Annotated in this window: 19 protein-coding genes; 11 read left to right on the top strand and 8 right to left on the bottom strand. The window is 70.5% G+C overall.

Features of this window, described 5'->3' with window-relative positions:
• The first annotated feature begins 91 nt into the window (after positions 1 to 91).
• Both WME73_RS07555 and WME73_RS07550 read left to right on the top strand, forming a co-directional pair.
• Complete coding sequence (locus tag WME73_RS07555) at positions 92 to 1,165, top strand: FG-GAP repeat domain-containing protein (protein ID WP_437915249.1); 1,074 nt, start codon at positions 92 to 94, stop codon at positions 1,163 to 1,165.
• A 497-nt stretch (positions 1,166 to 1,662) separates the two neighbouring features.
• Positions 1,663 to 2,841 (top strand): hypothetical protein, encoded by a 1,179-nt coding sequence (locus WME73_RS07550; protein WP_437915248.1) that lies wholly within the window; start codon positions 1,663 to 1,665, stop codon positions 2,839 to 2,841.
• A gap of 106 nt (positions 2,842 to 2,947) precedes the next feature.
• Here the strand turns inward: WME73_RS07550 and WME73_RS07545 are convergent, their stop codons facing one another.
• The gene (locus WME73_RS07545) at positions 2,948 to 4,648 is read right to left on the bottom strand and encodes a hypothetical protein (RefSeq protein ID WP_437744807.1); all 1,701 of its coding nucleotides are present in this window, start codon (positions 4,646 to 4,648) and stop codon (positions 2,948 to 2,950) included.
• Between the two features lie 401 nt (positions 4,649 to 5,049).
• Here WME73_RS07545 and WME73_RS07540 point away from each other — a divergent pair, with 401 nt between their 5' ends.
• Positions 5,050 to 6,354: an ABC transporter substrate-binding protein gene (locus WME73_RS07540; protein WP_437915247.1), complete on the top strand. Its 1,305-nt coding sequence runs from the start codon at positions 5,050 to 5,052 to the stop codon at positions 6,352 to 6,354.
• 201 nt (positions 6,355 to 6,555) lie between these two features.
• Here the strand turns inward: WME73_RS07540 and WME73_RS07535 are convergent, their stop codons facing one another.
• The 6 genes from WME73_RS07535 to WME73_RS07510 form a co-directional block, all read right to left on the bottom strand.
• Entirely contained in the window at positions 6,556 to 8,703 is a 2,148-nt protein-coding gene (locus WME73_RS07535; protein WP_437869532.1) for a TonB-dependent receptor plug domain-containing protein, read from the bottom strand.
• Positions 8,704 to 8,796: 93 nt separating this feature from the next.
• The gene (locus WME73_RS07530) at positions 8,797 to 11,655 is read right to left on the bottom strand and encodes a response regulator (protein ID WP_437915246.1); all 2,859 of its coding nucleotides are present in this window, start codon (positions 11,653 to 11,655) and stop codon (positions 8,797 to 8,799) included.
• A 5-nt stretch (positions 11,656 to 11,660) separates the two neighbouring features.
• Positions 11,661 to 12,224, bottom strand: a complete 564-nt coding sequence (locus WME73_RS07525; protein WP_437915245.1) for a response regulator — start codon at positions 12,222 to 12,224, stop codon at positions 11,661 to 11,663.
• A gap of 63 nt (positions 12,225 to 12,287) precedes the next feature.
• Entirely contained in the window at positions 12,288 to 13,325 is a 1,038-nt protein-coding gene (locus tag WME73_RS07520; RefSeq protein ID WP_437915244.1) for a hypothetical protein, read from the bottom strand.
• Entirely contained in the window at positions 13,316 to 14,017 is a 702-nt protein-coding gene (locus WME73_RS07515) for a hypothetical protein (protein WP_437915243.1), read from the bottom strand. Before WME73_RS07515 ends, WME73_RS07520 begins: the two co-directional genes overlap by 10 nt.
• 1,198 nt (positions 14,018 to 15,215) lie before the next feature.
• Positions 15,216 to 15,734, bottom strand: coding sequence for a hypothetical protein (locus WME73_RS07510; protein WP_437744800.1), 519 nt, complete (start codon positions 15,732 to 15,734; stop codon positions 15,216 to 15,218).
• Positions 15,735 to 15,853: 119 nt separating this feature from the next.
• Between WME73_RS07510 and WME73_RS07505 the strand changes: the two genes are divergently transcribed.
• The 5 genes from WME73_RS07505 to WME73_RS07485 all read left to right on the top strand — a co-directional run bounded on the left by WME73_RS07505 (position 15,854) and on the right by WME73_RS07485 (position 19,403).
• On the top strand, positions 15,854 to 16,378 hold the full coding sequence (locus WME73_RS07505) for a hypothetical protein (RefSeq protein ID WP_437915242.1): 525 nt from the start codon (positions 15,854 to 15,856) through the stop codon (positions 16,376 to 16,378).
• Positions 16,379 to 16,613: 235 nt separating this feature from the next.
• The gene (locus tag WME73_RS07500; RefSeq protein ID WP_437744798.1) at positions 16,614 to 16,865 is read left to right on the top strand and encodes a hypothetical protein; all 252 of its coding nucleotides are present in this window, start codon (positions 16,614 to 16,616) and stop codon (positions 16,863 to 16,865) included.
• Positions 16,862 to 17,488, top strand: a complete 627-nt coding sequence (locus tag WME73_RS07495; protein ID WP_437744797.1) for an RNA polymerase sigma factor — start codon at positions 16,862 to 16,864, stop codon at positions 17,486 to 17,488. Before WME73_RS07500 ends, WME73_RS07495 begins: the two co-directional genes overlap by 4 nt.
• Positions 17,481 to 18,374 (top strand): hypothetical protein, encoded by an 894-nt coding sequence (locus WME73_RS07490; RefSeq protein ID WP_437915240.1) that lies wholly within the window; start codon positions 17,481 to 17,483, stop codon positions 18,372 to 18,374. The genes WME73_RS07495 and WME73_RS07490 overlap by 8 nt, the downstream gene beginning before the upstream one ends.
• 9 nt (positions 18,375 to 18,383) lie before the next feature.
• Entirely contained in the window at positions 18,384 to 19,403 is a 1,020-nt protein-coding gene (locus tag WME73_RS07485; RefSeq protein WP_437744795.1) for a hypothetical protein, read from the top strand.
• Between the two features lie 3 nt (positions 19,404 to 19,406).
• Here the strand turns inward: WME73_RS07485 and WME73_RS07480 are convergent, their stop codons facing one another.
• Positions 19,407 to 20,243 carry a LamG domain-containing protein gene (locus tag WME73_RS07480; protein ID WP_437915239.1) on the bottom strand — a complete coding sequence of 279 codons (837 nt, stop codon included), beginning with the start codon at positions 20,241 to 20,243 and terminating at the stop codon, positions 19,407 to 19,409.
• 354 nt (positions 20,244 to 20,597) lie between these two features.
• On the opposite strand from WME73_RS07480, the gene WME73_RS07475 reads away from it, so the two are divergent.
• The 3 genes from WME73_RS07475 (at position 20,598) to WME73_RS07465 (ending at position 26,092) form a co-directional block, all read left to right on the top strand.
• Positions 20,598 to 22,052, top strand: coding sequence for a DUF1592 domain-containing protein (locus tag WME73_RS07475; RefSeq protein ID WP_437915238.1), 1,455 nt, complete (start codon positions 20,598 to 20,600; stop codon positions 22,050 to 22,052).
• 70 nt (positions 22,053 to 22,122) lie between these two features.
• Positions 22,123 to 23,700 carry a DUF1552 domain-containing protein gene (locus WME73_RS07470; protein ID WP_437915237.1) on the top strand — a complete coding sequence of 526 codons (1,578 nt, stop codon included), beginning with the start codon at positions 22,123 to 22,125 and terminating at the stop codon, positions 23,698 to 23,700.
• Positions 23,701 to 23,752: 52 nt separating this feature from the next.
• Positions 23,753 to 26,092 carry a di-heme oxidoredictase family protein gene (locus WME73_RS07465; protein WP_437915236.1) on the top strand — a complete coding sequence of 780 codons (2,340 nt, stop codon included), beginning with the start codon at positions 23,753 to 23,755 and terminating at the stop codon, positions 26,090 to 26,092.
• Positions 26,093 to 26,161: the final 69 nt, after the last annotated feature.

The raw sequence follows: 26,161 nt of genomic DNA, 5'->3' as shown, positions 1-26,161 counted from the left end.
CGCGCCTTCGCGCATCGGCTATTCTGGCAAGCATCGACGGCCTGGAGCCTGTGCACGAAGGCAAGAGGAAAGTAGGGGTATGCGACTCGTCATGGCGGCGAATCTCATGAGCACGATTCCTGCAATATGCGCCATGTTTGCCTGCGCCGACGGCGCCGCGCGCGAAGCGAATGGTCTGCGTTCCGAAGGCCAGAGTCCATCGCCCGGCGTGGCGGCGCAGCGGTTGGACGGCGACAGGTGGAAGACCGCCTACCCGGCCGATTTCAACCGCGACGGCATGGCGGACGTGCTCTGGAACAATGCCGGACGGAACCTGATGGCCGTGTGGCTGATGAACGACAGCCAGCTCCTGGCGCCGGGTCCGAGCATCCCCGGGCCGATCGGAGACGGATGGGAGGCGATTTCGGCTGGTGATTTCGACCACGACGGCATGGCGGACGTGTTCTGGTACAACAGCCCACAGAACCTGGCGGCCATATGGCTGATGAACGGCAGCCAGCTTTTTGCACCGGGGCCGGTCATCCCCGGACCGCTCGGCGGCAGGTGGGTGGCCGTGACGAGCGCTGCCGACTTCAACTTTGACGGGATGAATGACGTGGTCTTGAACAACCCCCGACAGAATCTGGCGACCGTGTGGCTGATGAACGGCACCCAGCTGCTCGCGCCGGGTCCGAACATCCCCGGACCGATCGGAGACGGATGGATGGCCTCGACAACGGCCGACTTCAACTCCGACGGTATGGCGGACATACTCTGGAACAATGCCGGACAGAACCTGATGGCTGTATGGCTGATGAACGGCACCGAGCTGCTCGCCGCCGGTCCGAACATCCCCGGACCGATCGGCGACGGATGGGTCACCATCACGGCGCTCGACTTCAACTTCGACGGCATGGCGGACGTGCTGTGGCATAACGCCGCACAGAACCTGATGGCCGTGTGGCTGATGAACGACAGCCAGCTGCTTGCGCCGGGTCCGAACATCCCCGGACCGATCGGCGACGGGTGGGTGCCCGCGTCGGGCGCTGCCGATTTCAACTTCGATGGCATGGCGGACGTGCTATGGGGCAAGGCCGAACAGGACCTGATGGCCGTGTGGCTGATGAACGGCAGCCAGCTCCTCGCGCCGGGTCGGAACATCCCCGGACCGCTCGAAGGCAACTAGCGCTACTGCGGGAAGTCGGGGCGGGAGGCGAACCGCCATGACGCCAAGGAACCAGGGGAATAGGAGTGAAATGCAGGAACAGCCCTTCCCCTCGCCTCCTGGCGGCCTTGGCGCCATCGCGTTTTTTTCTGCTGATCCGGGGCGACTTCGCGCAGTAGTGCCAGGTGCTCTGCGAGGTCACACAAGCAACCGAGCATGTTCCGGTATGGTTCTCAGGGGCAGGCAGTCCGGGCGGTGACGCATCCACCGTGCTTTGCGCCGGACCTGGGCACGGCGCCACCTGCGCGCCCGCACGGCCAATCCCCGCTTCTTGCATCCATGATCGCTGGAGATGCATTCGATGTACATCGAGCTGGTCGCGCCCCTGGATCCAGGGTGCTCGCCGCGTTTGCGCGATGGTTTCGTGAGGCCGAGGGAGACCATCGGCTCCTCGGCGCTCTGCACGCCGGCTCGGCTTCGTCTCTTCGCTGCGTTGATTGCAACCCAGGGGAGTGAACATGTTCGTTCCTGACGTGAAGCGCGTGCTCGGCACGGCGATGCTGCTCGTTCCATCCATCACTTGCGTGAGCCCGCGCGAGGCGTCCGAGGTGCCCGAGCGCGCGGACAGCGGCGTACGAGCCGGGGTCGGCGAGGCCCGGCAGGCCCTGTGTTTCGGTCAGACGATCACGAACGTCCTCGTTCTACCGGACACGTTCCACTGGGAGGATGCCGCCCACCTGCTCCGCGTGGCGGAGGGGTTCGGCCCGCGGACCCTCAGCGTCTCCGTGTCGGCGAGCGTCACGCCGTCGGTGAGCGTGGTGCACACCATCACCCCCACGAATCCCGAGCCAGCGGCGCGCACGACGGGCAGCCGCGCGCTCAACAACCTCTGGCCCTTCCCGGCACTCTCGGAAGACGACCCGTTCGGGGTCTTCCAGCCCTTCCCGGGCATGCCGGGCGGCGGTGACACCTGGGGCCCTCAGCCGGCGCCGGGAATGCCGAGCGGCACCTGGGGCCCTCAGCCCTCGACGGGAATGCCGGGCAGCGGCGGCACCTGGAGCTATCAGCCCGCGCCAGGCATGCCGGGCGGCGGCACCTGGGGTCCTCAGCCTTCCTCGGCCACGTCGGGCGGCGACACGTCCCCGGGCGCCCAGCCCACACCGGGCCCGCTGGACGATTGCGTGCCGTCGAACGAGCAGATCTCCAAGGCCGTCGGGTTCAACGTGAGCGCGACCGTCGCGCTCGACGCGACCTCGGTCCTGTTCGTGCCCACGGCCGCGCTCGCGCGGGTCTCGGCCTATCCGGTCTACCAGCAATACACCTGGGATATCGTCAGCACCGTCGGCTGGAACTGGGAGAACAATGCAGCAGAGACCGTCGTCGTGGGCTCTGGCATCGCTTACAGGCCAATCGGTGTCTATTTCGATACCGACCTCATCTACGATCTGGCCGCGATCGGCGGCGGCGTGATCGACCCTGGCCCGTACGTGGATCCCGGAAACGGCGCCGGCGGCGCGGGCAACGGCTCCATCCCCGGTAACGAGGAGGGCGGCGGCGGCGCGGGAGCCGGCGGTGCCGGGGCTACCGGCGGCGCGGGCGGCGACGGGGCTACCGGCGGCGCGGGCGGCGGCGCCGGCGCCAACGACGGCGCGGGCGGCGCCGGCGGCGCGGGCGGTCCTTGGATCATCGATCCGTAGATCGCTGGCAGCGCCAACGCCTCGGGTAGGGCGGCCGGCACCGGCGGCGCGGGCTCGCAAGGAGCCGATCTCGGCGATCCGACGCGCCACCCAGCGCGCGCCGCCCCTACCGCGCCGCCCGCGCGATCTCGTCGGCCGCCCGCGCCCTCTCCTCCGCCGACTTCGACAGCGGCCCCGTCAGGAGCGCCTGCGCCTCGCGGAAGCGCGCCGCCACGTCGGACCAGTAGCTCGCCTCCGCGCCCTGCGGGGCGGCGATCTGCTTGATGAGCGCCGCGTCGTACGCCGCGATGCCCGCGTACGCCGAGGCGGGCTTCGCGCGGGCCACCCAGTCGAGCGCGGCGATGTCGCCCAGGCCGAGCCCCGCGAGCGGCGCCCGCCGCATCATGAGCGCCGCGTCCTCGGGGCCGTTGCGCAGGCCGAGCGCGACCGCGAGCAGCGCCGTCGCCTCGGCGGCGCGCGGCGTGTCCTTGGGCCACGCCGCGAGCAGCGCTGTCGCCTGATCGAAGTCCACGGCCCGCCAGTAAAGTCGGCCGAGCTCGAGCCGCGCCCTCGCATAGAGGAGCCTCGACTCGGGCGAGAGCTGCGCGGTGCGCAGCGCCGCGCGGTGCTGGAGCGGGACGCCCCGGCCGAGCAGGACGCGCAGGAGCTCGGGCCGCGCCGCCGCCTCGGGCGCGATCAGGCGGCCCGCGTAGTACGTCGGCAGCCGGGCGGCGAGCCGCTCGACGGCCGACGAGGGGGGGCTGCCCGCCGCGAGCGGCGGCAGCTCCAGCGCGTCCAGCGCGTCGACGCGCCGGCCGCCGTAGAGGCGGGAGAGCATCTCGCGCGCGCCGTCGACGCGGGCGTCGCGGAGGACGCCGACCGACGAGAGCTCGCGCAGACCGACGAGCGCGGCGTCACGGCCGCGGGCCTTCCAGGGATCGAGCAGCTGATCGAGCTCGCCGTAGTAGACGTTCGCGAGCTCCGCGTCCTTCCGCATGGCGTCCGGCAGCGGCGCGGACCGGACCGCCTCGACGAGCCGCATGTCGGCCCGCCCGGACTCCACGGCGACGATGCCCTTCGCGTAGAACGGAAGCTCGACGCCGCGCCGCCCGAGATCCTCGATCGCCCGGGCCTGCTCCGTCACCCACGCGAAGAGCGGCCCCTTGGTGAACGCGAGGACGCGCTGGACATCGTAGGGCGGCCGCAGCGTGGGCGGCTCGGTCGCGGTGCGCGCGAGCCGGGCGGAGAGCGTCAGGCCGAGCAGCACCTGGTAGAGGTCGCCCCGGAGCGCGCCGGGCGGCGCTTCGAGGAGCGGCGCGGCGATGGCGTCGCCGCAGGTGATGGGCGCGAGCTCGGCCCGGAGCGCGCGCGCGAGGCCCGCCTCGAGGCCCGCGCACGCCTCGACGCCCGCGAGCCGCGCGTCGCGCTTCGCCGCGTCGTCCTCGGCGAGCGCGGCGTCGAGCGCCTCGATCGCGCCCTGCGCGTCGCCGCAGGGCTGGGCTGGCGCGACGGCGGCGCGCCGCACGAACGCCTCGCAGGCGCGCGGCGCGGCGGGCACGCCGGCCGGCGCCGGGGGGACCAGCGCGGTCTTCGGGTCGAAGGGCGCCGGCTTCAGGATCGGGAGCCACTCGTCCTTGAGCGTGCCGTGGACGGCGAAGGCCTCTTCCTCCGGGAGCGGCGCCGGCGGCGGGGTCGCCGGGCGGCCGTCGCGCGGCGAAACCGGCGCGTTCGGCGCGGGCGGAGGCGCCCCGGCGCAGGCCGCGAGGGAGAGCCCGAGCGCGGCGGCGAGGGCGTTGAAGGCGAAGTGCGAGCGAAGGTTGGAGGGCATCACGTCTCCTTGGACACGGGCGGTCCGCAAAGGTTTCGCGGAGCAGCGGCGGGCGTCCATCACAATCCGAGCGGGGGCGCAACCTGGGCGCCGCCCACGGCACGACGCCGCGGCCGGGGCCGGGGCCGGGGCCCCACCCGGGGTCCCTCTCTCTCGGTCACGCTCTCACCACGGCCCGACAGCGGCGTTCGACGGGCATCGATCGCAAAACGCAAACAGCGAACCTTGTGGTGCGCATCGCACCCACGGCCCTTGACAGCTCCGCCCTCAATGCGATGTCATCGTCGAGAAGGACAACCATGTACACTGGGATGCCTACCGTTCGGGACTGCCTCCATCGAGCCGGCGCGTGGCTGGGTGCTCGCAGGCGACGCGCGCGCTGTATGGAGACCGGGCTGATTGTGGGACTCGCGTCCCTGCTCTCGGCGTCCTGCTCGTCGATGGCGCCCGAGGAGCCCGATGAGCCCGAGAACGCCATCAAAATTGGGGCCCTCCTCCCCTTCTCCGGGAGCGAGTCGGCCGTCGGGCGCAACCTCGAGCAAGCCATGTTGCTCGCGGTCGAAGACCTGAACGCCGCGGGCGGGCTCGAAGGGAGGCCGTTCGACATCGTGAGCCGAGACAGCCATTCGAGCCCGGAGCGCGGGCTCGACCAGCTGCTCTCGCTGATCTACACGGATGATGTCCGCTACCTGGTAGGACCCGAAGAGAACGAGCTCGCCCGCGACATCGCGATCGAGGTGAAGAAGGAGAACCTTCTCCACATGCTGCCGAGCTATGCCGCGCCCTCCATCGCGCGCCATGAGGACGACGGCGGCAGGGTGAGGCTCGCCCCTTCCCCGTTCGGCATCGGCTGCGCGCTCGCGAAATACATCGTTAGCGAGGGTGTCCGCACTGCCAATAGCCTCTCCGCGCGGGACGACTACAACACCGCCGTCAGCACCGAGTTCACGACCCATTTCGCGGCGCTCCAGGGCAGGATCCTCCCCTCGGTGACGTTCAAGCCGGGCGCACAGACGTACAAGGACAAGATCAAAGCCGCCTTCAACCCAGAACGGATGGCCGGCCGCACGCTGCTGGCCGCCTATCCCGCCGCCGCCTCGACCATCGTGACCGAATGGACCGTCCACGGGCGTCCGGGCAGGTGGCTCCTCGGCCCTGCATTGCACACCGAGGTGTTCCTCGCCAACATCCCTCAAGGCACCCTCGATGAGAACTCCTATGGGGTCTCGCCCTCGCTCAGCCTGCGGAGCGAGTGCAGCCCCAACCCCAACGACCCAACCGGGGAGGCGCTCAGCTGCACGCACTGGAACGCCGACGCCTTCACCTATCACTTCTCCCGCCGGTGGAACGACGAGGTGCCGTTCCCCGCAGCGCACTTCTATTACGACGGCGTCGTCCTCATCGCGATGGGCCTCGTGTACGGGTACGCCACCACCGGGCAGATCATCACGTCCGGGAATGAGCTGCGGCAGAAGATCCTCGAGCTCAACGACCCCAAGAACGATGTGGCCTTGTGGTGGGATCTGAACGCCGCGATGGCCAAGCTCCGCGCGGGGACCCCGCTCCGCTACATCGGGGCGGCCGCCGAATACGAGTTCGACACCTACGGGGCGAGCCAGAATCACATCATGCAAAAGTGGACCATCAAAGGCGACAAGTTCGTCGATGGCGATCACTTTGACGCCAGGTGTGTGATCCAGCAATGATCTAGAGCGGTTTCCGCCCCCCTCTGCGCCATCCAGAGCAGAGCGGCAGCAGAGCGGCAGCAGAGCGGCGGTCTCCCGCACAGGAGACGGGCCCAGATCGGCGTTTTCGGCGCGCAAGCGCACTCCGGTGCGCTGAGCACCGAAAACGCCGAGGTGGGCCCGTATCCGAAGCGGGTGACCGTCGCTCCAGAGCGGTGCAGCTCAGTAACGGTGTCGTAGCTCGAAGAAGATCTCGCGCGGCGCGAGCGGGTACTCGAAGCCAGAGAACCCGGGATCCGGGCCGAAGGTGCCGAGGATGTTCTTGGCGCGCACGGCCAGGGTCGTCTCGTGCCCCGGGATGATCCACAGGTTGCGCGCGACCAGGCTGGCGTTCCACCTGAGGTACGTGGGCAGCTCGAACGCGCCGCCGGCCTCGAGGGTGCTCGCCTCCGCGGACTGCCGGGGCCCGACGAGGATCCCTTGCGTCGAGAGCTCCAGCGGCACGGAGCTCGGCGACGGCAGCTTCACATAGGCGCCGGCGCGGGCGATCCAGCTCGGGTAGGCGACCATCGACGAGCCGACCAGATCCGCCTGGTACCCCACCTGGCCGGAGTCCCGGGTGGAGTGCACGGTCTCGAACGACCCGTAGCCCCCGAAGGCGTCGCCGTGGCGCAGCTCGGCGCGGGTCGCCCAGATCAAGGACTTCTGGCTGGCGATGTTCAGGGCCGTCTGGTTGATGCCCCGCGGGACGAACTCAGCCTTGTCGTTCAAGAGGCTGTACGACACCCCCGTGCTCGCCGAGGCCCAGACAGCAGGCCTCCACGTCAGCTCCGCGTCCACGGTGTGGATGAGCTGAGGCGACAGGCGCTCGTTCCCGATCACGTCTCCCGGCACGAGGGGCTCGGCGAAGAGCAAATACGGGGACGGCGCCTTGAAGGCGCTGCCGTACAGCAGCTTGGCCACGACCGTCTTTCCCAGGTGCGAGGTCGCCCCGAACCGACCGGTCAGCTGATTGCCATACTTGCTGTGGTGATCGTAGCGGAGCCCGCCCGTGACCTTCAGCCACGGATCGAGCACCTTGAGGTTGGCGCTAAGGAGCGCCCCGATGTCGACCAGCTCGGCCGATTGCTGCTCCCGCTCCGGCGAGCCGAAGGACTGCTTCGTTTCCTTGGTGACCCGACGGAAGGACGGCAGGTCCTCCTTGTCGTAGACGGACTCCAGATTCAATATCAGGTTGAATCGGTCCCACGGCATCCACCGGGCCTCGACGCTCGCGTCCACGCCGCGATACGCCATGCGCCGCTCGATGTAGTACCAGCCGCCGGCGACGTCGATGCGGTCGTCCGGCAGGACGCCACCCTGGAAGTACATCCCCTGCACCGCGAACGCGAGCTCCCGGTTCAGCTGGAAGAGCCCGTCGACCGCCACGCGGCGCTGCTGGAGGCTGATCACCGTGCCGGCACGGTTCCCCTCGTCGTCCGTCCCGCCGGTGAGCTGTGCCCATTGCGCAAAATCCCCGCCGCGCCGGAGGCCTGACCAGTACGCGCTGAGCACGAGGTGGTGCCCACGCTCGGGATGGCGATACCCGAGCCGCGCCCCGACGACCCCCGACATGCGCTCGAGGTTCTGGGCGTCCAGGCGCCCCGCGTTGTAGGGCGGGATGACGGGAGCCGGGGACTGGGTGGGCATCTCCAGGCCGCTTCGATCATCGAGCTCCCCCGCGGCCGTCAGCATCATCTCGAAGCGGTCGGTGAACATGCCGCCCACGAGGTCGAAACGGCCGCGCGGGTGGTCCTTCGTCACGCCGACCTGCACCGTGCCGTCGACGAAGGGAATGTCCTCCGGATCGAGGGTGATGATGTTGACGACCCCGAGGAACGCATCGGCGCCATAGAGCGCCGACGCCGGACCACGGACGATCTCGATCTGCTTGATGGCCGACAGCGGGATCAGCTCCGTGCCCAGCCAGTTGCCGCTGGTGGTCCGGAACGCCGCCGATCGCCCGTTGATCATCACCTTGATCCCGCCGCTCTCGGCCCCCAGCCCGCCCGTCATCCCCTGCACGCCGGCGTTCGGCAGGATGTGGTCGTCGATGAGATAGAACCCGACGACGTGCTCCAGCACCTCGCCGACGCTCGTGTATCCCCAGCGCTGGATCTCTTCCGCGGTGATCGCCGTCATGATGGCGGGCGCGTCGTCGAGGGTCTCCAGCGTCTTGGTGGCAGTGGACACCTCGACGTCGAGCAGCCGGAGCAGGTCGACGTCCTCGAGCGCGTCGTTCCGGCGCTCACCCCCCACCGCCTTCGGCGCTCCCGGCGCCGTCGCGGTCGTCGGCTGGGCCCATGCGAGACCGGGGATCGAAGCGATCACCAGCGCAACCATCCACCGGGTTTCGAGTGAGGCAAGCATCATGCGGGTTCAGTGGGCTCCAGACATTCGTCCATCGTCGATTCGGCGCGATCGTCACGTCGCCTTGGCGGTCGCGGCGAGCTCCTCCTTCAGCGCAGCGCTCACGGAGTCGAACTCGTCACGTAGCCGCGCGAGGTCGCCCGCCTGCGGCAGCTCGCCTTGACCCGCGGCGAGCTGCATCTTCTCCGCCAGCTCCGCGACGCGCGCCGCGCCGATCGAGAGCATGCTGCCCTTCAGCTTGTGAGCGTTCGCCTTGATCTCTGCGGCCACGGCGCTCCGGATGACCGCCTCCAGGCCGTCGAGCTGCGCCGGCACGTTCTTGAGGACGAGCTCGATCAGCTTCCGCGAGCGCGGGACCTCCGGGTCGAGCACCGGCGCGCGCGCCGCCTCCAGTTCGGGGCCGGAGGGAGACGGCGACGACCCAGGCTCGTCCCGGCTCAGGACCACGTGCCGCCACAAGGTCTTCTGCAGAGATTGAGGGCGTACCGGCTTGGCCAGATAATCGTCCATACCCGCCGCGAGCACCCGGTCCCGCTCGCCGACGAGCGCGTGCGCCGTCAGCGCGATGATCACCGTGTGGCGATTCCTCGAGCGCTCCCAGGCGCGGATCTCCTGGGTGGCGGTGTACCCGTCCATCACGGGCATCTGGCAATCCATGAGCACGGCGACATACCGATTTCGCTTGACGCACTCGAGGGCTTCCTGGCCGTTGCACGCGGTCTCCACGCGCAGACCCAGCTGCTCGACCTGCTCCATCGCCACGTAGCGGTTGATCTCGTTGTCATCGACGACCAGCACGGGGAGCTTGCTCGCGATCTTACCCGGCTCCACGCCGGGCTTGCTAGGCGGCGGGGTCGAGGCGCCCGTGAGCGCGCTCTGCAGCGTGTTGTACAGCTCGGAGACGCGGAGCGGCTTGGGGAGCTGCGTGACCATGCTGGAGTCCATCCCGCTCAACGTCACGCTCGATCCCATGTGATAGAGCGCCACCACGGGCAACGTCTTCAGCGCCGGGACCGACTGGATGGTCCTGAGGAACTCCTCGAGGCCGAGGTCGTCCATCTGGACACCGACGACGGCGGCGCTGAACGGCCGCTTCTCCAGCACCGCGAGCTCGAGCCGGTTGATCGCGTCCCTCCCGGAGGCCGCGGACTCGGCGTCGAAGCCCCAGGCCACCAGGTGCTCCACCACGACGTCGCGCCAGCTCCTGCTGTTCTCCACCACGAGCGCGCGGCGCCCGCTCGCCCACTCGGCGGAGCGGATCTGCTCGCCTCCGGCCGTGACGCCGACCCTGATCGTGAACCAGAACCGGCTGCCCTGCCCCGGCGTGCTGTCGAGGCCGACCTCGCCGCCCATGACCTCGACGAGGCGCTTGCTGATCGCGAGCCCGAGGCCCGTGCCGCCGTGCTTGCGGACCAGCGAGCCGTCCACCTGCGAGAAGGCGGCGAAGAGCTTCTTCTGGTCGTCGGGCGCAATGCCGGGGCCGGTGTCCACCACGGCGAGCTTGATGAGCGCCGTGGCCTTGTCCTGCTGAGCCTGCTGAGAGATCGAGGCGTCGATCAGCACCTCTCCGCGATCGGTGAACTTGATCGCGTTGCCGACCAGGTTGGTGAGCACCTGGCGGAACCGGTCGGGATCGCCCACGATGCCCGTGGGGACGCGGCGCTCGACGCGGTACACGAGCTCGAGGCCCTTCTCGTGCGCCTGGCTCGCCATCAGCTCCGCGACCTCCTGGATCACGAGGCGCAGATCGTAGGAGACGTGCTGCGCCACGTACTTGCCGGCCTCGAGCTTCGAGAAGTCGAGCACGTCGTTGATGATCGACATCAACGTGTTGGCGGAGGCGTCGACGGTCTCCACGTAACGCCGCATCTTGCCGTCGAGCGACTGGTTCTGCATGAGCCGGATGACCCCGAGGATCCCGTTCATCGGCGTCCGGATCTCGTGGCTCATGTTGGCGAGGAACTCGCTCTTCATCCGGGACGCCTCGAGCGCCTGCTCGGTCTTCACGCGCAGCTCCTCGAACGCCTGCTCGTTCGCCTCGACCATGCTGTTGAAGGCCGCTCCGAGCAGCTCGAGCTCATCGCCGCTCGTGATCTGCACGCGCTCCCACTTCTTCCGATCCACGATGGGCGATTCGGTCGGCGGCGCGCTCGAGCGGAGCCCGGTGGCGATGGCCCCCGCCGCCGTGCGCAACGCGAGCAGCGGCTCGGTGATGTGGACCGCGACCCGCTTGACGAGGAAATAGCTGGCCGCCCCGCTGCCGAGGATCAGCGCCACGATCAGGCCGAGCGTGGTCACGAGCCGGTTCGCGGCGAGGTCCCGGGCCTGGACCATGCGCTCGACGACGCTCCTCGTGCTGATGCCGTAGATCACGGTCCCGGCGTGGGTCCCCTCCGAGATGACCGGGGCCGCGACCTCGAGGACATCCTCCCCGCCCAGGGGGTTCTGCCGCCGCCGCAGCGCGAGCCGGGACGGGTGCACGGTGCTGATCCCGAGGGACTCCAGGTCCGCCGCGGTGAAGTTCGGCGCCGCCGGACTGGGCGCGTCCTTCGAGGCGGGCACCCGGGCCAGGCCGCTCGCCGCCCAGACCCGGTTCTCCGCGTCGAAGAACAACCCGTAGGCGATGTCGTTGTTCTCCGAGACGGTCTGGTGAATGAGCGCCTTGACATCCCCGAAGAGGTTGTCCGCCACCAGGCTGCGCAGGGCCAGCGCCTGGTTGAAGCCGAGGAGGCGCGCCTTCTCTTCCAGACCGCTCAGGAGCTCCTGCTCACGCTTGGCCTGGACCGCACGATCCGTCGAATAGATGAGCGCGCCGCTCGCAAGCAGCGTGGTGCCCCCGAGCAGCAGCAGCGCGCCCAGGATCAGGCGCAGCAGCTTGATGCGGAGCGAGCCGTGGGTGTTCGGGGTTGCCATGCACTCTACTTTGGACGCCTCATCGAGGGCGGCGGGTTAGAGGAGGACGACGCCGCAGAAGACCCCGCAGACGAAGGCGGCGGGCTGGTCTTCCCGGCGCGCGAGGCCACCGCGCGCTCGACCGCCGGCGCCAGCGCGACGTGCAGCTTCGCTTTCGAGACGATGCCGTCGGCGCCGACCTTCTCGCCGATCGCGCTCAGCTTGTCGATATCACAGCTGGAGACGAGGACGATACCCAGGTTCGAGAGCTGCGCGTTGTCCCGGAGCAGCTTCGCCAGCTTGTCGCCGTTGATGGTCGGCATGTTGATATCGAGCGCGACCACGGAGATCTTGTCTCGCTTGATGACCGCCGTCGCGCCGATGGGCGTGGCGAGCTCGACCACGTCGAAGCCGGCCCTGACCAGGACGGCGCGCATCGCCTCGCGAGCGATCTCGTCGTCATCGATCACGAGCACCCGGATCATGACGGCGCGCTCCAGGGACGGCAGCCATGCGTGCGACGCTCTCCACACGACGAGCAGATGGCAGGCCTGCCCGGGCGCTCGATGGTTCGAGCTGGCCCGTCGCATCGTGACCATGTGCCCGGTTGGAAAGGTAATCGCACGGCGCCTCCATTCCCCCCCGATACGCGCTCACCTACCGATGAGAAAGTCAACCTGGCCGAACTGACTGGAATTCAGGCCGAAGCGCCGTGCGAGCCTCACGTCGACCAGGCGTTTCACCGAGATGGGCAGGCGGACACCCGACGACTGGAGCTTCCAGTCGGCGTCCGCGAGCTCGTAGAGGACATCCGCCGCTTGCACCGCGAGCGCCTGGGTGTCGGGGATGGCAGCGAACGTCCCGAACTCCGCGTGCTCGTTCACGAGCGAACGCACGGCCACGACCACCGGCGCGCCGAGCCGGTCCACATAGGGCAGCCAGACGTTGGTCAAGAACCTCGGGCTCAGGAGGCCATTGTCGTTCGGCAGCCAGATCGCGTCGACCTTCGCCCGCTGGAGGTTCACGAGCGCGGCGCGGAGGTCCTGCACGCGCGGCTTGTTCGAGAGCTCTTCCTTGACGAAGGCCAGCTTCTCGACGTGCATGAGCGCTTCTTGTCGCGCGATGTGATCCGCGAAGCCCTGGCGGTAGACGACGCCGACCCGATGAGCGTCGAGGCCCAGCGTCCGCAGGCCCACCATGGCCGTGACCGCCGGCACCTCGTAGGAGATGGCGACCGAGTTGGGGACGGTGCGCTGGAGCTCCTCGGCGAAGGACGCCATCAGGATCAGCGCGACCGGCGGGGTCGGAACGGTGCGCGCCCACTCGCGATACAGGAGCACGGTCGAGTTGTTGACCAGCACCACCGCCCGCGGGCGATCGCGGGCGACGATCCGCGCCACGAGGTCGGGGCCCGACTCCTCGCTGCGCAGCAGCGAGATGATGACACGGTGTTCCCCGGACAGCTCGACGCGCAGCGATCTCAGCATGTCGTCGAGCTGCGGATCCGAGGGGGCGATGACGGAGATGACCGGCCTCGCGTCCGGAGGCGGCGGCTGGAGCGTCGGCGCCGGGTCGCTGGCGACGGGTGTCGCCGGGCCCGACGAACAGCTCAGGGACAGCGCGAGCCCCGCGAGGGCGGAGGCCCGCAGCAGCGAGCGCCGAGAGAGGGGACGCGTCGACCTTACTTCCATTCGTCAACCCCCAGATCGGCCAGCACGTGTTTCGGAAGCCTCCGGATCGCGCCCTCCAGCGTCTGGCGCTCGCTCAGGAACGTGACCGCCACCAGCCCGACCTTCGCCGTCGAGAGGCTGAGGATCGTGAACGTCATCTTGCTCCTCGACTCGAAGTCAGAACGAAATCGCTCGGGGAGGAGGACCGCATCAGCCGTCTGGAACTGGAGCAGCTGCAAAAGATCTTCGATCTTCGTGACGCGCTGGACCTCAGGCGCGGTGCTCACACCCAGCAGCCCGGCTACGAACTTAGGGAGCGATTTCCGTTCGACCAGATCGACGATCCCGTATCTGAGACCGGAGAGCATCTCCTTGGTCAGCGCCCTCGTCGAGACCAGGAGGTACTGCTCCGCGTCGTTCCCCGCCTTCACGCCCTGGATGTCGGCGGTCCGATTGAGCGAAGCCAGGACCGGCTTTGGCGAGAGGGCCGCGTCGGGCGGCGCCGACTCGAGCGCGGCCTTGAAATCGCTCAACTTTCCGAACACGGTGACATCGACGCCGGGCATCGACTCCTCGATCTTCTGCTCGAGGGCGCGGGCGCGGAGCGGTGTCACCGCATACACATAGAGCGTGGCCACGGGCCCAGCCGTGATAGGCGGGCTGAGCAGCAGAAGGCAGCACCCGACGAGCAGAGCCGCCGCGAGCAGTGCCACCGGCGCGCGCGTCGATCGGAGCCCCCGGCGAAGCGGAACTCCGGTCCTGTCGGGCCAAGCGCGCTCGGCGAGGGTCCTGAGGAGTGAGCGAAATCCCCCGTGCCGAACCGGAGGAGCCGTGCGGTTACTTCGTGGCACCCACGATGATGCCCAGCGGGTTGCGATTCGCGCCCGACACGCGAGGTGCCCCAAGGCCCGCTCGACCGCTGACCGCCGTGCCCCCGTGGAGCGCCTGCAGCTCGTTTCCACCAGGCTCATGCCCTCCCGGTCATCATGGGTAGGCAGCGTAGCCGATGGTTAACCCTCTTTGTCAAGCGCCCCCTGGGAGGCGCCCCCGCGGTCCCACCGAGCTTGGCGAAATGGGGACGCCGGAGAGGGTGACGACACCCGACGGCCGCTCCCCCGCCAGCAGCCGGCGAGCACGACCACGCCGGCGCTGCCGAGCACGCCAAATACCGGGGCGAGCGCTTGACACGCTCCTCACGCACCTCGGTCTCAGGGCTCGATCTCGAGTCCCAGGGGCGGCATGTCCCCCGCACCGCGTAAGCAAGAGATGGCGCCTCCGAGAGACCAGCAGATGGCGCCCCGGATTCGCGCGACACATCATGCCTCGTCGACCTACATGGTGAGCGATGGTGCATCGTGATGTCCGGCAATTTCACCTTGTCATGCACAAACAGCGGATCCATGGGTGCGCCTTCGCTCCCTGCCACCGAGCTCGATAGCTCGCGCGTCGCGCTCGTTCTACTTACCGCTTGCGTACCGCTGGCGCTCTGCTGGTGGCGCTCTGCCGCTGGCGCTCTCCTGCTGGCGCTTGCCACTGGCGCAGGGCGATCGTGGCGTCCAGCTCTCCGGTGCGGCGTCCCGCCAACAATCGCTCCGACAATGGGATTGTAGTCCATCGGGTCGCCACACAGCAACCCTCGCGAACCGCGAACGCAGGGTCGGGGTGTCGGGGATCACAGCGGGTGGCGCGCCACAGAGGCGCTGGCGCCGAGCGCCGCGCAGACGTGAGGCAGGGCCCCTGCGACCCGGCGTATTTGCAAGGAACTCTCGTGACCTGGAGAGCGAAGGTTCCACTCGAAGGGCACTCGGCCAGCGGACGGGCAAACCGCTGCCCGCCGCTGCCCGGAGCGCCGAGCGAGCGGAGCGGCTCGACCGGCGAGGCGGCGCGCCGCGCTCCGGCGCGCCGTTCGTCTCAGTACCACTCGCTGCCGAGGCCCAGCGTGAAGGTGAATGTCGGCCCCTCTGGCAGGAACACCGGGTGGAGATCCGCGCTGATGGCGAAGCCGCTCCGCCGCGCGCCGCTCCCGGCCAGGCCGCCGAGGATGAGGGCGCCCCGCGCGTGAGCGCCGAAGTACCAGGCCGCCGTGCTCTCACAGCCGGCGCTCGGGAGCGGGATGCCGCCCTCCGGGACCTCCGCGCCGCAGGTCGCGACGGCCACGTAATCCATGGAGGGTCCCGCGCCGAGATCGAGGAAGTGGAACAGCGTGAAGCCCGCGAGCACCGAGTTGTAGTCGATGAACCCCGCCTCGAATCCAGCGCTGTTCTCGGTGCTCTCAGGGGTGAGCGTCACCATCGGTGTGTTCTGGTAGTATATCCCGAAATAGTGGTTGACCTGGACACCGAGCCGGCCCGAGAGCGCAAAGACGGCCCCCGCGCCCGTGGGTGACTCGATGATCCCGCCGCCGAGCGTCGTACCGAAACGAAAGCGCATCCCGTCCTTCTCGTCGTCCTCGGGCTCCTCCGGCTTCTCCTCGGGAGCGGGCGGAACCGGCGCGGGCGGCTCCGGAGCGGGCGTGTGCGCGGGCGGCGCGGACCGCGGCGCGGGCGGCGGTGCAGGCGCTGGCGCGGACCGCGGCGCGGGCGGCGGTGCAGGCGCCGGTGTCGACCGCGGCGCAGGCGCGGGCGGCGGTGCAGGTGCCGGTGTCGACCGCGGCGCGGGCGCAGGCCGCGGCGCAGGCGGCACCGGCGTGGGAGAAGGCGGCGGGAACGGCATGGGAGCGGGCGCAGGCGCAGGCGCGGGCTGCACCGGAATCGGCGCAGGCGCGGGTGCAGGCGCAGGTGCGGGCTGCACCGGTGTCGGCGCGGGCGCCGGCTGCACCGGTATCGGCGCAGGCGCCGGCTGCACCGGTGTCGGCGCGGGCGCCGGCTGCACCGGTGTCGGCGCGGGCGCGGGCGCGGGCGCGGGCGCGGGCGCCGGCGCTGGCGCTGGCGCGGGCTGCACCGGTGTCGGCGCAGGAGACGGCGGTGGTGCTGGCTGCGCGGAGGCAGACGGGAGCGGCTCTGGAGGAGGAGGCGGCGGGAGGGGAGCGTCGCCCTGGGTCAAGGCCGTCGCCGAGACCGCCAATGGAACGGTGAGCGCCGCGAGCGCGGCAAGCCAGCGAGGGGGTGTCATCCGGTCTTCCTCGATGCGCTCCTCGCGGCCGTCAAGCGCGCGGAGGTGCGCGCTGTCGGCCGCGGTGCGCCGCAGCGGATGATCCGCCCGCGAGCCGTGGAGCGCCAGCGCATCGACGACCGCCCGATGAACGTCGCGCCCCGTCCCTCCACTTTCCTTCACGGAACGCGGCGGCTCCGGTAACCAGCCCCTCGATCCATGCGCCGAGCTCGCCAGGCCCTCCTCTGCGGTACCAGCCCCCTGCCCGGGATCCTCTTCTCCGCGGCTTGCGTGGAGGAAACGCTCCCCCCAGAGGCGACCGCGGGCGGCGGCACTGGAAATCTCCATGAGACGAGCGGCGCGGGTGAGGGCGGCGCCGGCCCCGTGGACCCCAGCGGCACCGGCCCCGTGGACCCCAGCGGCACCGGCGGCGAAGCGGGGCACGCCGATGAGGAGGAGCGCAGCCCATGACGGCCCGCGCGGCGGTCGCGCCGTCGACACCTCCGCCCGCCGGGGCGGTGCCCGCCGTCCCCGCGGCCGGCGTGCAGGCCGCGCCGCTCGATTTCGCCGAGGTGTACGAGGAGATGTTCCCCTTCGTCTGGCGGACCGTGCGCCGGCTCGGCGTGGACGCCTCGGCGCACGAGGACGTGTGCCAGGAGGTGTTCGTCGTCGTGCACCGGCGGCTCCCGGAGTTCCTGGGCCGCTCGTCGCTGAAGACGTGGGTCTTCGGGATCGTCGTGAACGTCGTGCAGACGCACCGGAGATCGCTGCGCCGCAAGAGCCCCGCCCACCGCGGGACAGGAGAGACCGTGGATCCCGAGCTGCTGGCGGGGCCGAGCAACCTCAGCCCCTACGAGGCCATGACGAGGGCGGAGGCCGCGCGCGTCGCGCACGAGCTGCTCTCGTCGCTCGACGAGGAGAAGCGCGTGGTGCTCCTCCTCGCCGAGCTGGAAGAGATGTCGGCGGCGGAGATCGCGCGGGGCATCGGGGTGAACGTCAACACCGTGTATGCGCGGCTGAGGGCCGCTCGACAGGCGTTTTCCGACGCGGTGCACCGCCACCACGCCAGGATCCGAGGAGGCCGCAATGGATGAGCTGGGGACCGGGGAGCGAGCGCTCCTGAACGCCCTTCGTGACGAGGACGAGCCGACCGACGACGACAGACGTCGGACGCGCGCGGCCGTGTGGGCGAGGCTCGGCCTCGCAGGGACGGCGGCCACGGCCGTGGCCGTGAGCGCCGAGAGCGCCGGAGCCGCCGGCGCCGCGAGCGCCGGCGCGGCCGCGCACGCGGTCGGCCCCGCCGCCGCGAGCATGGCCGCGAGCGCGAGCACCGCGGTCGCAAAAGGGGCGGCCATCACGCTGCTCGGCGCCCCGATGAAGATCGGGCTGGCGGCGCTGGTCGTGGGCCTCGCGACGGGGGCCGCGCTCTACTTCCCGACACCGGGCGAGGCGCCCGACGCGCAACGCGCGCTGGAGGCGGCGGCGGGCGCGGCCGAGGCGCCCCGCGCGGCGCACGCCGCCGCGCCCTCCAGCGCCCCGAGCGACGGGACGCCTGCGTCCGCCGAGGCGAGCGCCTCCAGCAAGGCCGACGCTCCCGAGGCGTCCGGCGCACCGGCCGAGCCGAGCGCCGCGCCCCCGGCGGCCGCCGCGGCGCGCGCGACGGCGTCGCGCACGCCCCGGGCGGCGGCCGCCGCGAAGCAGGGCTCCGAGGGGCTCGACGCGGAGATCGCGCTGCTCCGCGACGCGCAGCAGGCGCTGCAGGCGGGCCAGTTCGCGCAGGCGCTCTCGAAGCTCGACGAGCACGCCAGCCGGTACCCGAGGGGCGTGCTCTCGACCGAGCGCGAGGCGTCGCGCGCGATCGCGCTCTGCCGCTCCGGCCGCGCGCCGTCCGGCAGGGCGATCGCGGCGAGGCTGCTCGCGAAGAGCCCGGGCTCGCCGCTCGCGACGCGCGTGCGCGCCGCGTGCGGACAGGAGGAGTAGAGTGCGCGGGTGCACGTATCGAGGTGGGCGCACGCGCCGTCGATCCTCCCGGCGCTGATCGCCGCGGCAGGGCTCCTGCCCGCGCGCGCGCTCGCGGCGCCCGCCGAGCCGCGCACCATCGATCTCCGCTGGGAAGCGCCGGCGGGGTGCCCGCCGGTCGACGAGGTCCGGAGCGAGATCGCCCGGCTGCTGGGAACGTCGGAGCAGCGCCAGCCGATCGAGGTCGAGATCGCGATCGCTCGCGAGCGCGACGAGCGCTACCGGCTCGACCTGCGCATCCGCGCGCCGGCGCCGGGCGAGCGGGTGATCCATGGCGACGACTGCGCGTCCATGTCGCGGGCAGCGGCGCTGATCGTCGCGATGTCGATCGATCCCGACGCGGTCGCGCGGAGCGCCGCCGCGCAGCCCGCGCCGCCCCTGGCGATCGCCGCCCCCGCCGCCAGCGCGCCGCGCCCGCCGCCTCCCGCGCCGCGCCGCCCACCTCCCGCGGCAGCGCGGCCGTCCGCTGCGACCGAGCGCGACGTGGAGGGAGCGCTCTGGGTGAGCGCGCAGCTCGAGCAGGCGCTCGTCCCGACGATCGGCGTCGGGCTCGCCGCGGGCGGCGGGATCCGCAGCGGCTGGTTCCGCGCGGACGGCGCGGCCGGCGTGGTGCCGTCGAGCTCGAGCCACATCGCGGGGCTGGCTGCAGGCGCCGAGTTCCGGCTCTGGTTCCTCGAGGTCGACGCGTGCGCGCTCCCGCTCGAGCGCCCCATCCGCGTCTACGTCTGCGCGCTCGGCCGCCAGCACTGGCTCCGCTCCAGGGGGCGAAACGTCGATGAGCCCTTCACCCTCACGACGCCGATCTTCGCAGCCGGGCTCGGGACGCTGCTCGAATGGCGCATCGCCGCTCCCGTGAGCGTCGAGGGCGCGCTGCACGCCGTCGTCCCGCTGAGGCGGCCCCGCTTCGTCGTCGAGAACCTCGACGGCATCGTCTACCGCCCGCCGGCCGCGGGCCTCAGCGCGCGCCTCGGTCTCGCGCTGGCCTTCTGAGCCTCAGGGCAACTCCGGGCCGGCGCGCCACGCGGCCTCGATCGCGCAGCCGGCCAGCGCCTCGCGGTAGAGGCGCAGCTCGTCGTAACGCCCTCCGAAATACGGATCCTGATCGAACTGGGACCGCCCGAGCCAGTTGTTCGCGTCCTGGATCGCCGAGAGCGGAAAGCCGACCGGCGTGCTGCCGAGGAGCGCACCGTCGAGGTAAAGCGAAAGGGTCCCCGCCCCGCCGTCGAAGACCGCGGCGAGCTGATGGATCTCGGCGTCATCGAGCGTGGGCGCGGTGGCGACCTGCACCTGGCCCGCGGCGCCGCTGTCGCTCGCGAGCGCGGCGATACCCGGCGGGTCGAAGCCCGTCGACGGGGTGATGACGAGGTAGGACCGCCCAACGCTCGAGTCGCCTTCGACGGGATTCTCACCTGTGCTGCCGATGCCGAAGTCGACGACGCGCAGGTACGCCCCTCCGCCGTTGCGGGCGACCCAGACCATGACGGTGACGTCGCTCAACCCCGCGAGGAGACCCGCGGGCAGATCGACGTAGTCGTCCTCTCCGTCGAGGGTGAGCCCCCCTCCGCCGTCGAGGCTCGCGCCGCCGAAGATCTCACCGTCGGCGCCGCCGACCGTATCGGCGACGACCGCCCCCACCCCGTCGAACGAGTACCGATGAGCCAGCGACGGCAGCGCATCGCAAGGGGCCGCGCCGCCGCCCCCTTCCCCGCCGCCGCCCGCCTCGCCGCCGCTTCCCGCTTCACCGCCGCTCAGCGCCCCGCCACCACGCCCCCCTTCCCCGCTGCCACGACCACCTTCCCCGCCGCCGCCCACAACCGACGTCGGAGTCATACGGCCCACCGCAATATCCACATCTGCCCCACATCCGGACAAGCCGAGGAGCAGCACCATCATCGTAGTCTTCCGCGCGCACGACACAGGCTGATCCTAGCGCGGGTGTGCGGTCGATTCGATCACGAAAGGCGCGCGCTCCGGCAACGAGGGGGAGAGTGCTGATTCCACACGCGGGAGCCGACCATGATGTGCCGACTTGACCGAGTGTTCGCAAGTCCCTGGCTCGCCGCCGGGGGATGTCTCTTGAGCATCTCGTGCACTGGCCTCCTCGGAGGTGATGACGCTCCGGGACCGGGACAGGAACCCGGAGACGACGCCGTCGTCGCGCCGGGCGGGATGCCTTTGCACCACATGACAGCATCGGAGTACAACAACACGGTCGCCCACCTCCTGGGCACGCGCCTGCGGCCGGCGGACGGATTCCCGGCCTCCGGCGCGAAGGGCTTCGACGCGAACGCCAGCGCGCTCTCGAGCCTCTCGCAGGTGCTCGTCCAGGGGTATTACGACGCCGCCAAGAAGCTGGCGGCCGACGCGTTCTCGAACGAGGCGCAGCGCGCCCAGATCCTCGTGTGCGACCCGGCGGAGGGCGCGGGCGACGGGTGCGCGCGCGAGATCATCGAGCGCTTCGGGCTGCGCGCCTTCCGGCGCCCGCTCGAGGCGGCGGAGGTCGACCGGTACGCGGCGCAGTACGACGACGCGCGCACCACCCTCGAGATGTCCCCCGTCGAGGCGGTGCAGCACGTCGTCCGGACGCTGCTGACGTCGCCGAATTTCTTTCTGCGGATCGAGGTCGGCCCCGACTCGAAGCGATCGCCGGGCGCCCTCGGCGGCCATGAGATCGCGTCGCGCCTCTCGTACCTCCTCTGGAGCTCGCTCCCGGACGAGGAGCTCTTCGACGCCGCAGAGAGCGACGAGCTGGCCACCGAGGACGAGCTCCGGGAGCAGGTGGACCGCATGCTGGCCGACCCGAAGAGCGCCGCGTTCTTCCAGAACTTCTTCGGGCAGTGGCTCGGGACCCGCACGCTCCCGAGCCACAGCGTTGACACAGCGCTGTTCCCGGGCTGGAACGACGAGATGAAGGGCGCGATGATCGACCAGGCCAACGCCTATTTCACCGGCTTCACGACCGGCGAGCGGCCGTGGTCCGAGTTCCTCACGGCGCCCCACCCGGAGAGCCCGCTGCTCGCGCCGCTCTACGCGAACGACCCCGAGGCCGGGCGCGGCGGGTTCCTCACGCTCCCCGCGTTCCTCACGCTGTCCTCGCGCGCCGACCGGACCTCCCCCACGTCCCGCGCGAAGACGATCCTGGCGCAGCTCTACTGCGCCGAGCTGGCCCCTCCCGCCGGCGTGGATATCCCGGAGCTCGAGGCAGCGGGAGGCGACTCGGGCACCGTCGACAACGTCCGCGAGAAGCTCGAGAAGCACCGCGAGTCGCCCGACTGCGCGGGCTGCCACGATGTCCTCGATCCCATCGGGCTGAGCCTCGAGAACTTCGATGCGATAGGCGCCTACCGGACCGAGTACCCGAACGGCGACGCGGTCGACGCGACTGGCGAGTACGGGGGCGCGGCGTTCCAGGACATCTCGGGCCTCATCCCGGAGCTCCAGAAGGACCCCCAGCTGGGGATCTGCCCCTCCGAGCAGCTCTTCACGTATGCGTTGCGCCGGCGCCCGATCGGCGGCGACAGGGGCACGCTCGAGGCGATCGCCGCGCGCTGGGAGAAGGGGACGATCGCGGATCTGGTGAAGCAGGTGGTGACCAGCGAGGCGTTCCGCCTCCGTCCAGCGAAGGTCGGGGCGAAGTGAGGCCGCAGGGCGAAGTGAGGCCGCAGGCGCTGTTTCCGCACGGAACCAGGCACGAAGGAGCGATGCGCACATGAAACGCGGAATGACACGCAGGAACCTGTTGCGCGGCGCGGGCGTCTGCCTGGCGCTGCCGTTTCTCGAGAGCCTCGCGCCGCGCAGGGCGCGGGCGGGGGAGCCCGGCACGCCGAAGCGCTTCTTGCTCTGCACCTTCCCGAACGGGGCGCCCCACCACTGGTGGGAGACGGCGCCCGCGTTCGGCAAGACGCTGAAGGGCGCCGATTTCAAGCTGCCGAGGGTGCTCGAGCACTTCGCGCCGGTGAAGTCGAAGATGCTCATGATAAGCCGCCTCGGCAACCACACGTGGAGCAAGGAGCAGAACGCGTTCCTCGAGCCGTCCCACTCGCGCTGCATGGCCGCGCTGTCGACCTGCGTGGACGCCGATGAGCTCGGGAGGGCCGCCGGGCAGGACCTCGGCGAGTGGGTGGGCAACGGCGTCTCGGTCGACCAGCTCATCGTCCAGAAGGCAGGCCCGGAGCAGGCGACCCGCATCCCGTCGCTCCAGACCGGGCTCGGGGTGAAGCCCGGCTTCTTCGACGGGCGCAGCTACGCCTACAATCAGGCCGTCTCCTGGAAGAGCCCGCGCGAGCCGCTGAAGCGCTCGGTCAACCCGAAGGCGGTGTTCGACGCGCTCATCAACGCGGGCGCCGCGAGCGCGCCCCCCGTGCCAGGGCAGACCGACGAGCAGGCCAGGATCGAGGCGGAGCGCCGCGCGGCGACCGAGAAGAGCGTCATCGACGCGGTGCTCGGGGACGCGAACTCGCTCATGCGCAAGGTAGGCTCGGACGATCGCAAGATCGTCCAGCAGTACCTGGACGCCCTGCGAGAGACCGAGAAGAACGTGACCCGCGTCCAGTCGACGATGACCCCGTCGAGCCTGGGCTGCAGCCCGATCGGCGAGCCCGGCGTGGTCCCCGAGCCGCCGGGGCAGCAGGAGGGGCTCAACGAGAACGACAGCACGGAAGCCGGCGAGTACAAACACGACGATCACGCGAACGTCATGATCGATCTCATCGTCATGGCCATTCAATGCGACGTGACGCGCGTGATCACCCACATGCTCGACGACGCGCGCTCCGAGTTCGAGTACCGGTGCATCCCGGCCAACGTCCGCGCGAAGGTGGGCCTCGAGTACAGGGAGGGCAGCAGCCTCCATTATCACTCCTGCCAGCACGGCCCCGGCAACCTGGGCGCCACGGACGAGGGCGGCCGCTACGCGGTCGTCGAGGAGAGCAACCTCGACTTCGCGGCGATCAACTGCTGGCTCGGCCAGAAGACAGCGCAGCTCGCGCAGCGGCTCGACGCGATCCCCGAGGGGGATGGAACGGTGCTCGATCACTCGGTGATGGTCTACATGAGCGAGATGCGTACGCACGACCACGACGCGTACGATCTGCCCATCGTCCTCCTGGGCGGCGACGGCGTCTTCCTGAACGACGCGCACGTCGCGTATGGCCCCCTCGGCGAGGATCGCCAGCTCCGCGATCTGTGGTTCACCATCATGAACCAGTACTACAACCTCGGCGTCGCGTCGTTCGGCGAGGATCGCCGCGGCGTGCCGAACGCGCTCCTCGAGGAGATCCTGCGGTAGCTCTGCCGTTCACGGTCTCGATGGATGGGCTCACACCGGAGGTCGAAACGCGATGTTCGAAAGCCGCTCACGTCGGTTGGTGTCCGGGGGTCTCCGTGTCGTGCTCGGGCTGCTCGCGACCTGCGCAGCAGAGCTCGGGTGCTCGAGCGACCTGTCGCCCGCGTCTCCCTCGCAGGGGTCGCCCTCGCCGGAGTCGCCCTCGCCGGGCGACGGCGGCGGTCCGGAAGGCGCGCCGCCCTGCGAGGAGACGAGCGGCGGGCCAGCGCTGCCGCAGGCGTTCGCGCTGAACTGCGGCGGGTGCCATAGCGCCCACGGCAAGCCGAGCGGCGGGTTTCCCGATCTGTTCGCCTTCGACGGCACCCTGGAGGAGTTCACGGCGCAGGTGCGCACGGAGCGCACGGGAGACGCGCGCATGCCGGCCTTCGGCGAGCAGCAGATCGCGACGGCCGACATCGAGGCGATCTTCGCTTATTTCTCCGCGGGAGCGCCGCCCGCGCCGGCCTGCGACGGCGGCGAGGTCGATCCCGGCGAGTGCTCCGGCGTGGACGGCGACATCTCCCCGCTGTTCCCCTCGGCGGCGGCGGGCAAGCCGATCACCACGACGGCCGCCGATGGGACGATCACGCTCGAGGCCGCAGGGCGCGTGCGCGGGCGCCACGAGAAAGAGGAAGAGTTCAGCCCGTACCAGCCGCGCTATTTCGAGAACCGAAGCTACAAGTTCATCGTCGAGGACACGATCCCGGCGGGCGGCAGCACCGTCAAGTTCACCTGGCTCCCCAAAGCAAACGCATCGAACAACCAGACCATCAATTTCCGTTGCTGGTACTCGGGCGAAGGCAACGTGTTCGACTCGAACAACGGCATGGAGCGCATCACGAGCACCCACTGGGAGTTCGTCGTCGATCGCAACGCCAGGGACAGCAGGGAGATCCGCGCGGGAGATCTGCTGGAGTTCGAGTTCGGGGTGTTCCTTGACGCGGGCACCGTCGAGGGGAGGACGAGCTATTACAGCGACACGTTCCGCTACCGCGTCGGCAGCGGCGAGCTGACGCCGTTCGACGAGCCGAACGAGGCGGCCCTGTCGGGCGGCGACGGGACGATACCGTACATCTACGAGGAGCCTCATCTCTATTACGAGCAGATGGCGCTCAACATCCAGGAGAGCTCCATCCAGCCCTTCCTCGAGGGGCGCCGCCTGTTCCATACGGATTTTGCCACCGGCGAGCACAGCGAGGGCGGTAACCCCGTCTTCGACGAGCACGCCGGCAAGGCGGGGCCGCTCTCGAACCAGGCGGCGTGCGTGAGCTGCCATATCAACAACGGTCGCGGCGCCCCGCCCGAGCCCGGCGAGGCGATGGAGACCGCCGTCGTGAAGCTGTTCGGCGCAGGCGCGAACGCGGACGGCGGGCCCACCGCCGACCCGAGCTACGGCCGGCAGCTGCAGGACAAGGCGCAGGGCGGGGGCGAAAGCGAGGGTACGGCCACCGTGGCCTACACCGAGGAGCCCGGGCAGTTCCCCGATGGCACGCCGTACGTCCTGCGAAAGCCCACGTTCCGCTTCGACGGGCTCTCCGCAGGGCCTATCGCGAGCTACTCGGTCCGCGTCGCACGCCCGCTCGTGGGCATGGGCCTCCTCGAGGCGATCGCAGAGGACGCGGTGCTCGAGCGCGCAGACGGGATGGACTGCAATCAGGACGGTATCTCGGGCCGTCCGAACCTGATCCCGGACCCTGTCTCGGGGGCGCTGCGGATAGGGCGCTTCGGCTGGAAGGCGAGCAAGGTGAGCGTGCCTCACCAGGTCGCCGACGCGCTGGTGGCGGACATGGGCGTGACGACGAGCCTGTTCCCGGTCGAGGAGTGCGGCGAGGCGCAGTCAGGTTGCCAGGACGGCACGCGCGGAGATCCCGAGCTCTCCGACGAGGATCTCGACAGGCTCGCCGTCTACATGCGCATGCTGGGCGTGCCGCCGCGCCGCGACACGGCGGACCCGGCCGTCCAGCGCGGAGAGGCGCTGTTCAGCCAGGCAGGGTGCGCGAGCTGCCATGTCCCCTCGATGAAGACGGGGAGCCGCCACCCGCTCGTCGAGCTGCGGGATCAGCTCATCCAGCCCTTCAGCGATCTGCTCCTGCACGACATGGGAGAAGAGCTCGCGGACACGTCGACGAGCGACCACCTCGCGGGGCCGCGCGAGTGGCGGACGCCGCCGCTGTGGGGCATCGGCCTGCTCGAGGCCGTGAACGGCCACACCCAGCTGCTGCACGACGGCCGCGCGCGGAACGTCGTCGAGGCGATCCTGTGGCACGGCGGCGAGGCGGACGCCGCGAAGCAGCGCTTCGTGGCGCTCCCCGCGGAAGATCGCGACGCGGTGGTCGCCTTCCTGCGCTCGCTCTGAGCGCCCGCCTTCCTGCGCTCGCTCTGAGCCCCCGCCTTGCGGAGCTCGCTCCGGGCGCCCCCTCCCCGC

The sequence above is a fragment of the Sorangium sp. So ce302 genome, assembly GCF_051530145.1.
Lineage (GTDB): Bacteria > Myxococcota_A > Polyangia > Polyangiales > Polyangiaceae > Sorangium > Sorangium cellulosum_B.
This window is presented reverse-complemented; position numbering and strand designations above follow the sequence as displayed.

Excerpts from the sequence above, each read along its gene's own strand:
- WME73_RS07530 (WP_437915246.1), bottom strand. The coding sequence starts at position 11,655 with ATGGCAACCCCGAACACCCACGGCTCGCTCCGCATCAAGCTGCTGCGC.
- WME73_RS07495 (WP_437744797.1), top strand. The coding sequence starts at position 16,862 with ATGACGGCCCGCGCGGCGGTCGCGCCGTCGACACCTCCGCCCGCCGGG.
- WME73_RS07545 (WP_437744807.1), bottom strand. The coding sequence starts at position 4,648 with ATGCCCTCCAACCTTCGCTCGCACTTCGCCTTCAACGCCCTCGCCGCC.
- WME73_RS07465 (WP_437915236.1), top strand. The coding sequence starts at position 23,753 with ATGTTCGAAAGCCGCTCACGTCGGTTGGTGTCCGGGGGTCTCCGTGTC.
- WME73_RS07525 (WP_437915245.1), bottom strand. The coding sequence starts at position 12,224 with ATGCGACGGGCCAGCTCGAACCATCGAGCGCCCGGGCAGGCCTGCCAT.
- WME73_RS07475 (WP_437915238.1), top strand. The coding sequence starts at position 20,598 with ATGACAGCATCGGAGTACAACAACACGGTCGCCCACCTCCTGGGCACG.
- WME73_RS07470 (WP_437915237.1), top strand. The coding sequence starts at position 22,123 with ATGAAACGCGGAATGACACGCAGGAACCTGTTGCGCGGCGCGGGCGTC.
- WME73_RS07555 (WP_437915249.1), top strand. The coding sequence starts at position 92 with ATGGCGGCGAATCTCATGAGCACGATTCCTGCAATATGCGCCATGTTT.
- WME73_RS07550 (WP_437915248.1), top strand. The coding sequence starts at position 1,663 with ATGTTCGTTCCTGACGTGAAGCGCGTGCTCGGCACGGCGATGCTGCTC.
- WME73_RS07510 (WP_437744800.1), bottom strand. The coding sequence starts at position 15,734 with ATGCGCTTTCGTTTCGGTACGACGCTCGGCGGCGGGATCATCGAGTCA.
- WME73_RS07480 (WP_437915239.1), bottom strand. The coding sequence starts at position 20,243 with ATGACTCCGACGTCGGTTGTGGGCGGCGGCGGGGAAGGTGGTCGTGGC.
- WME73_RS07520 (WP_437915244.1), bottom strand. The coding sequence starts at position 13,325 with ATGGAAGTAAGGTCGACGCGTCCCCTCTCTCGGCGCTCGCTGCTGCGG.
- WME73_RS07500 (WP_437744798.1), top strand. The coding sequence starts at position 16,614 with ATGCGCCGAGCTCGCCAGGCCCTCCTCTGCGGTACCAGCCCCCTGCCC.
- WME73_RS07490 (WP_437915240.1), top strand. The coding sequence starts at position 17,481 with ATGGATGAGCTGGGGACCGGGGAGCGAGCGCTCCTGAACGCCCTTCGT.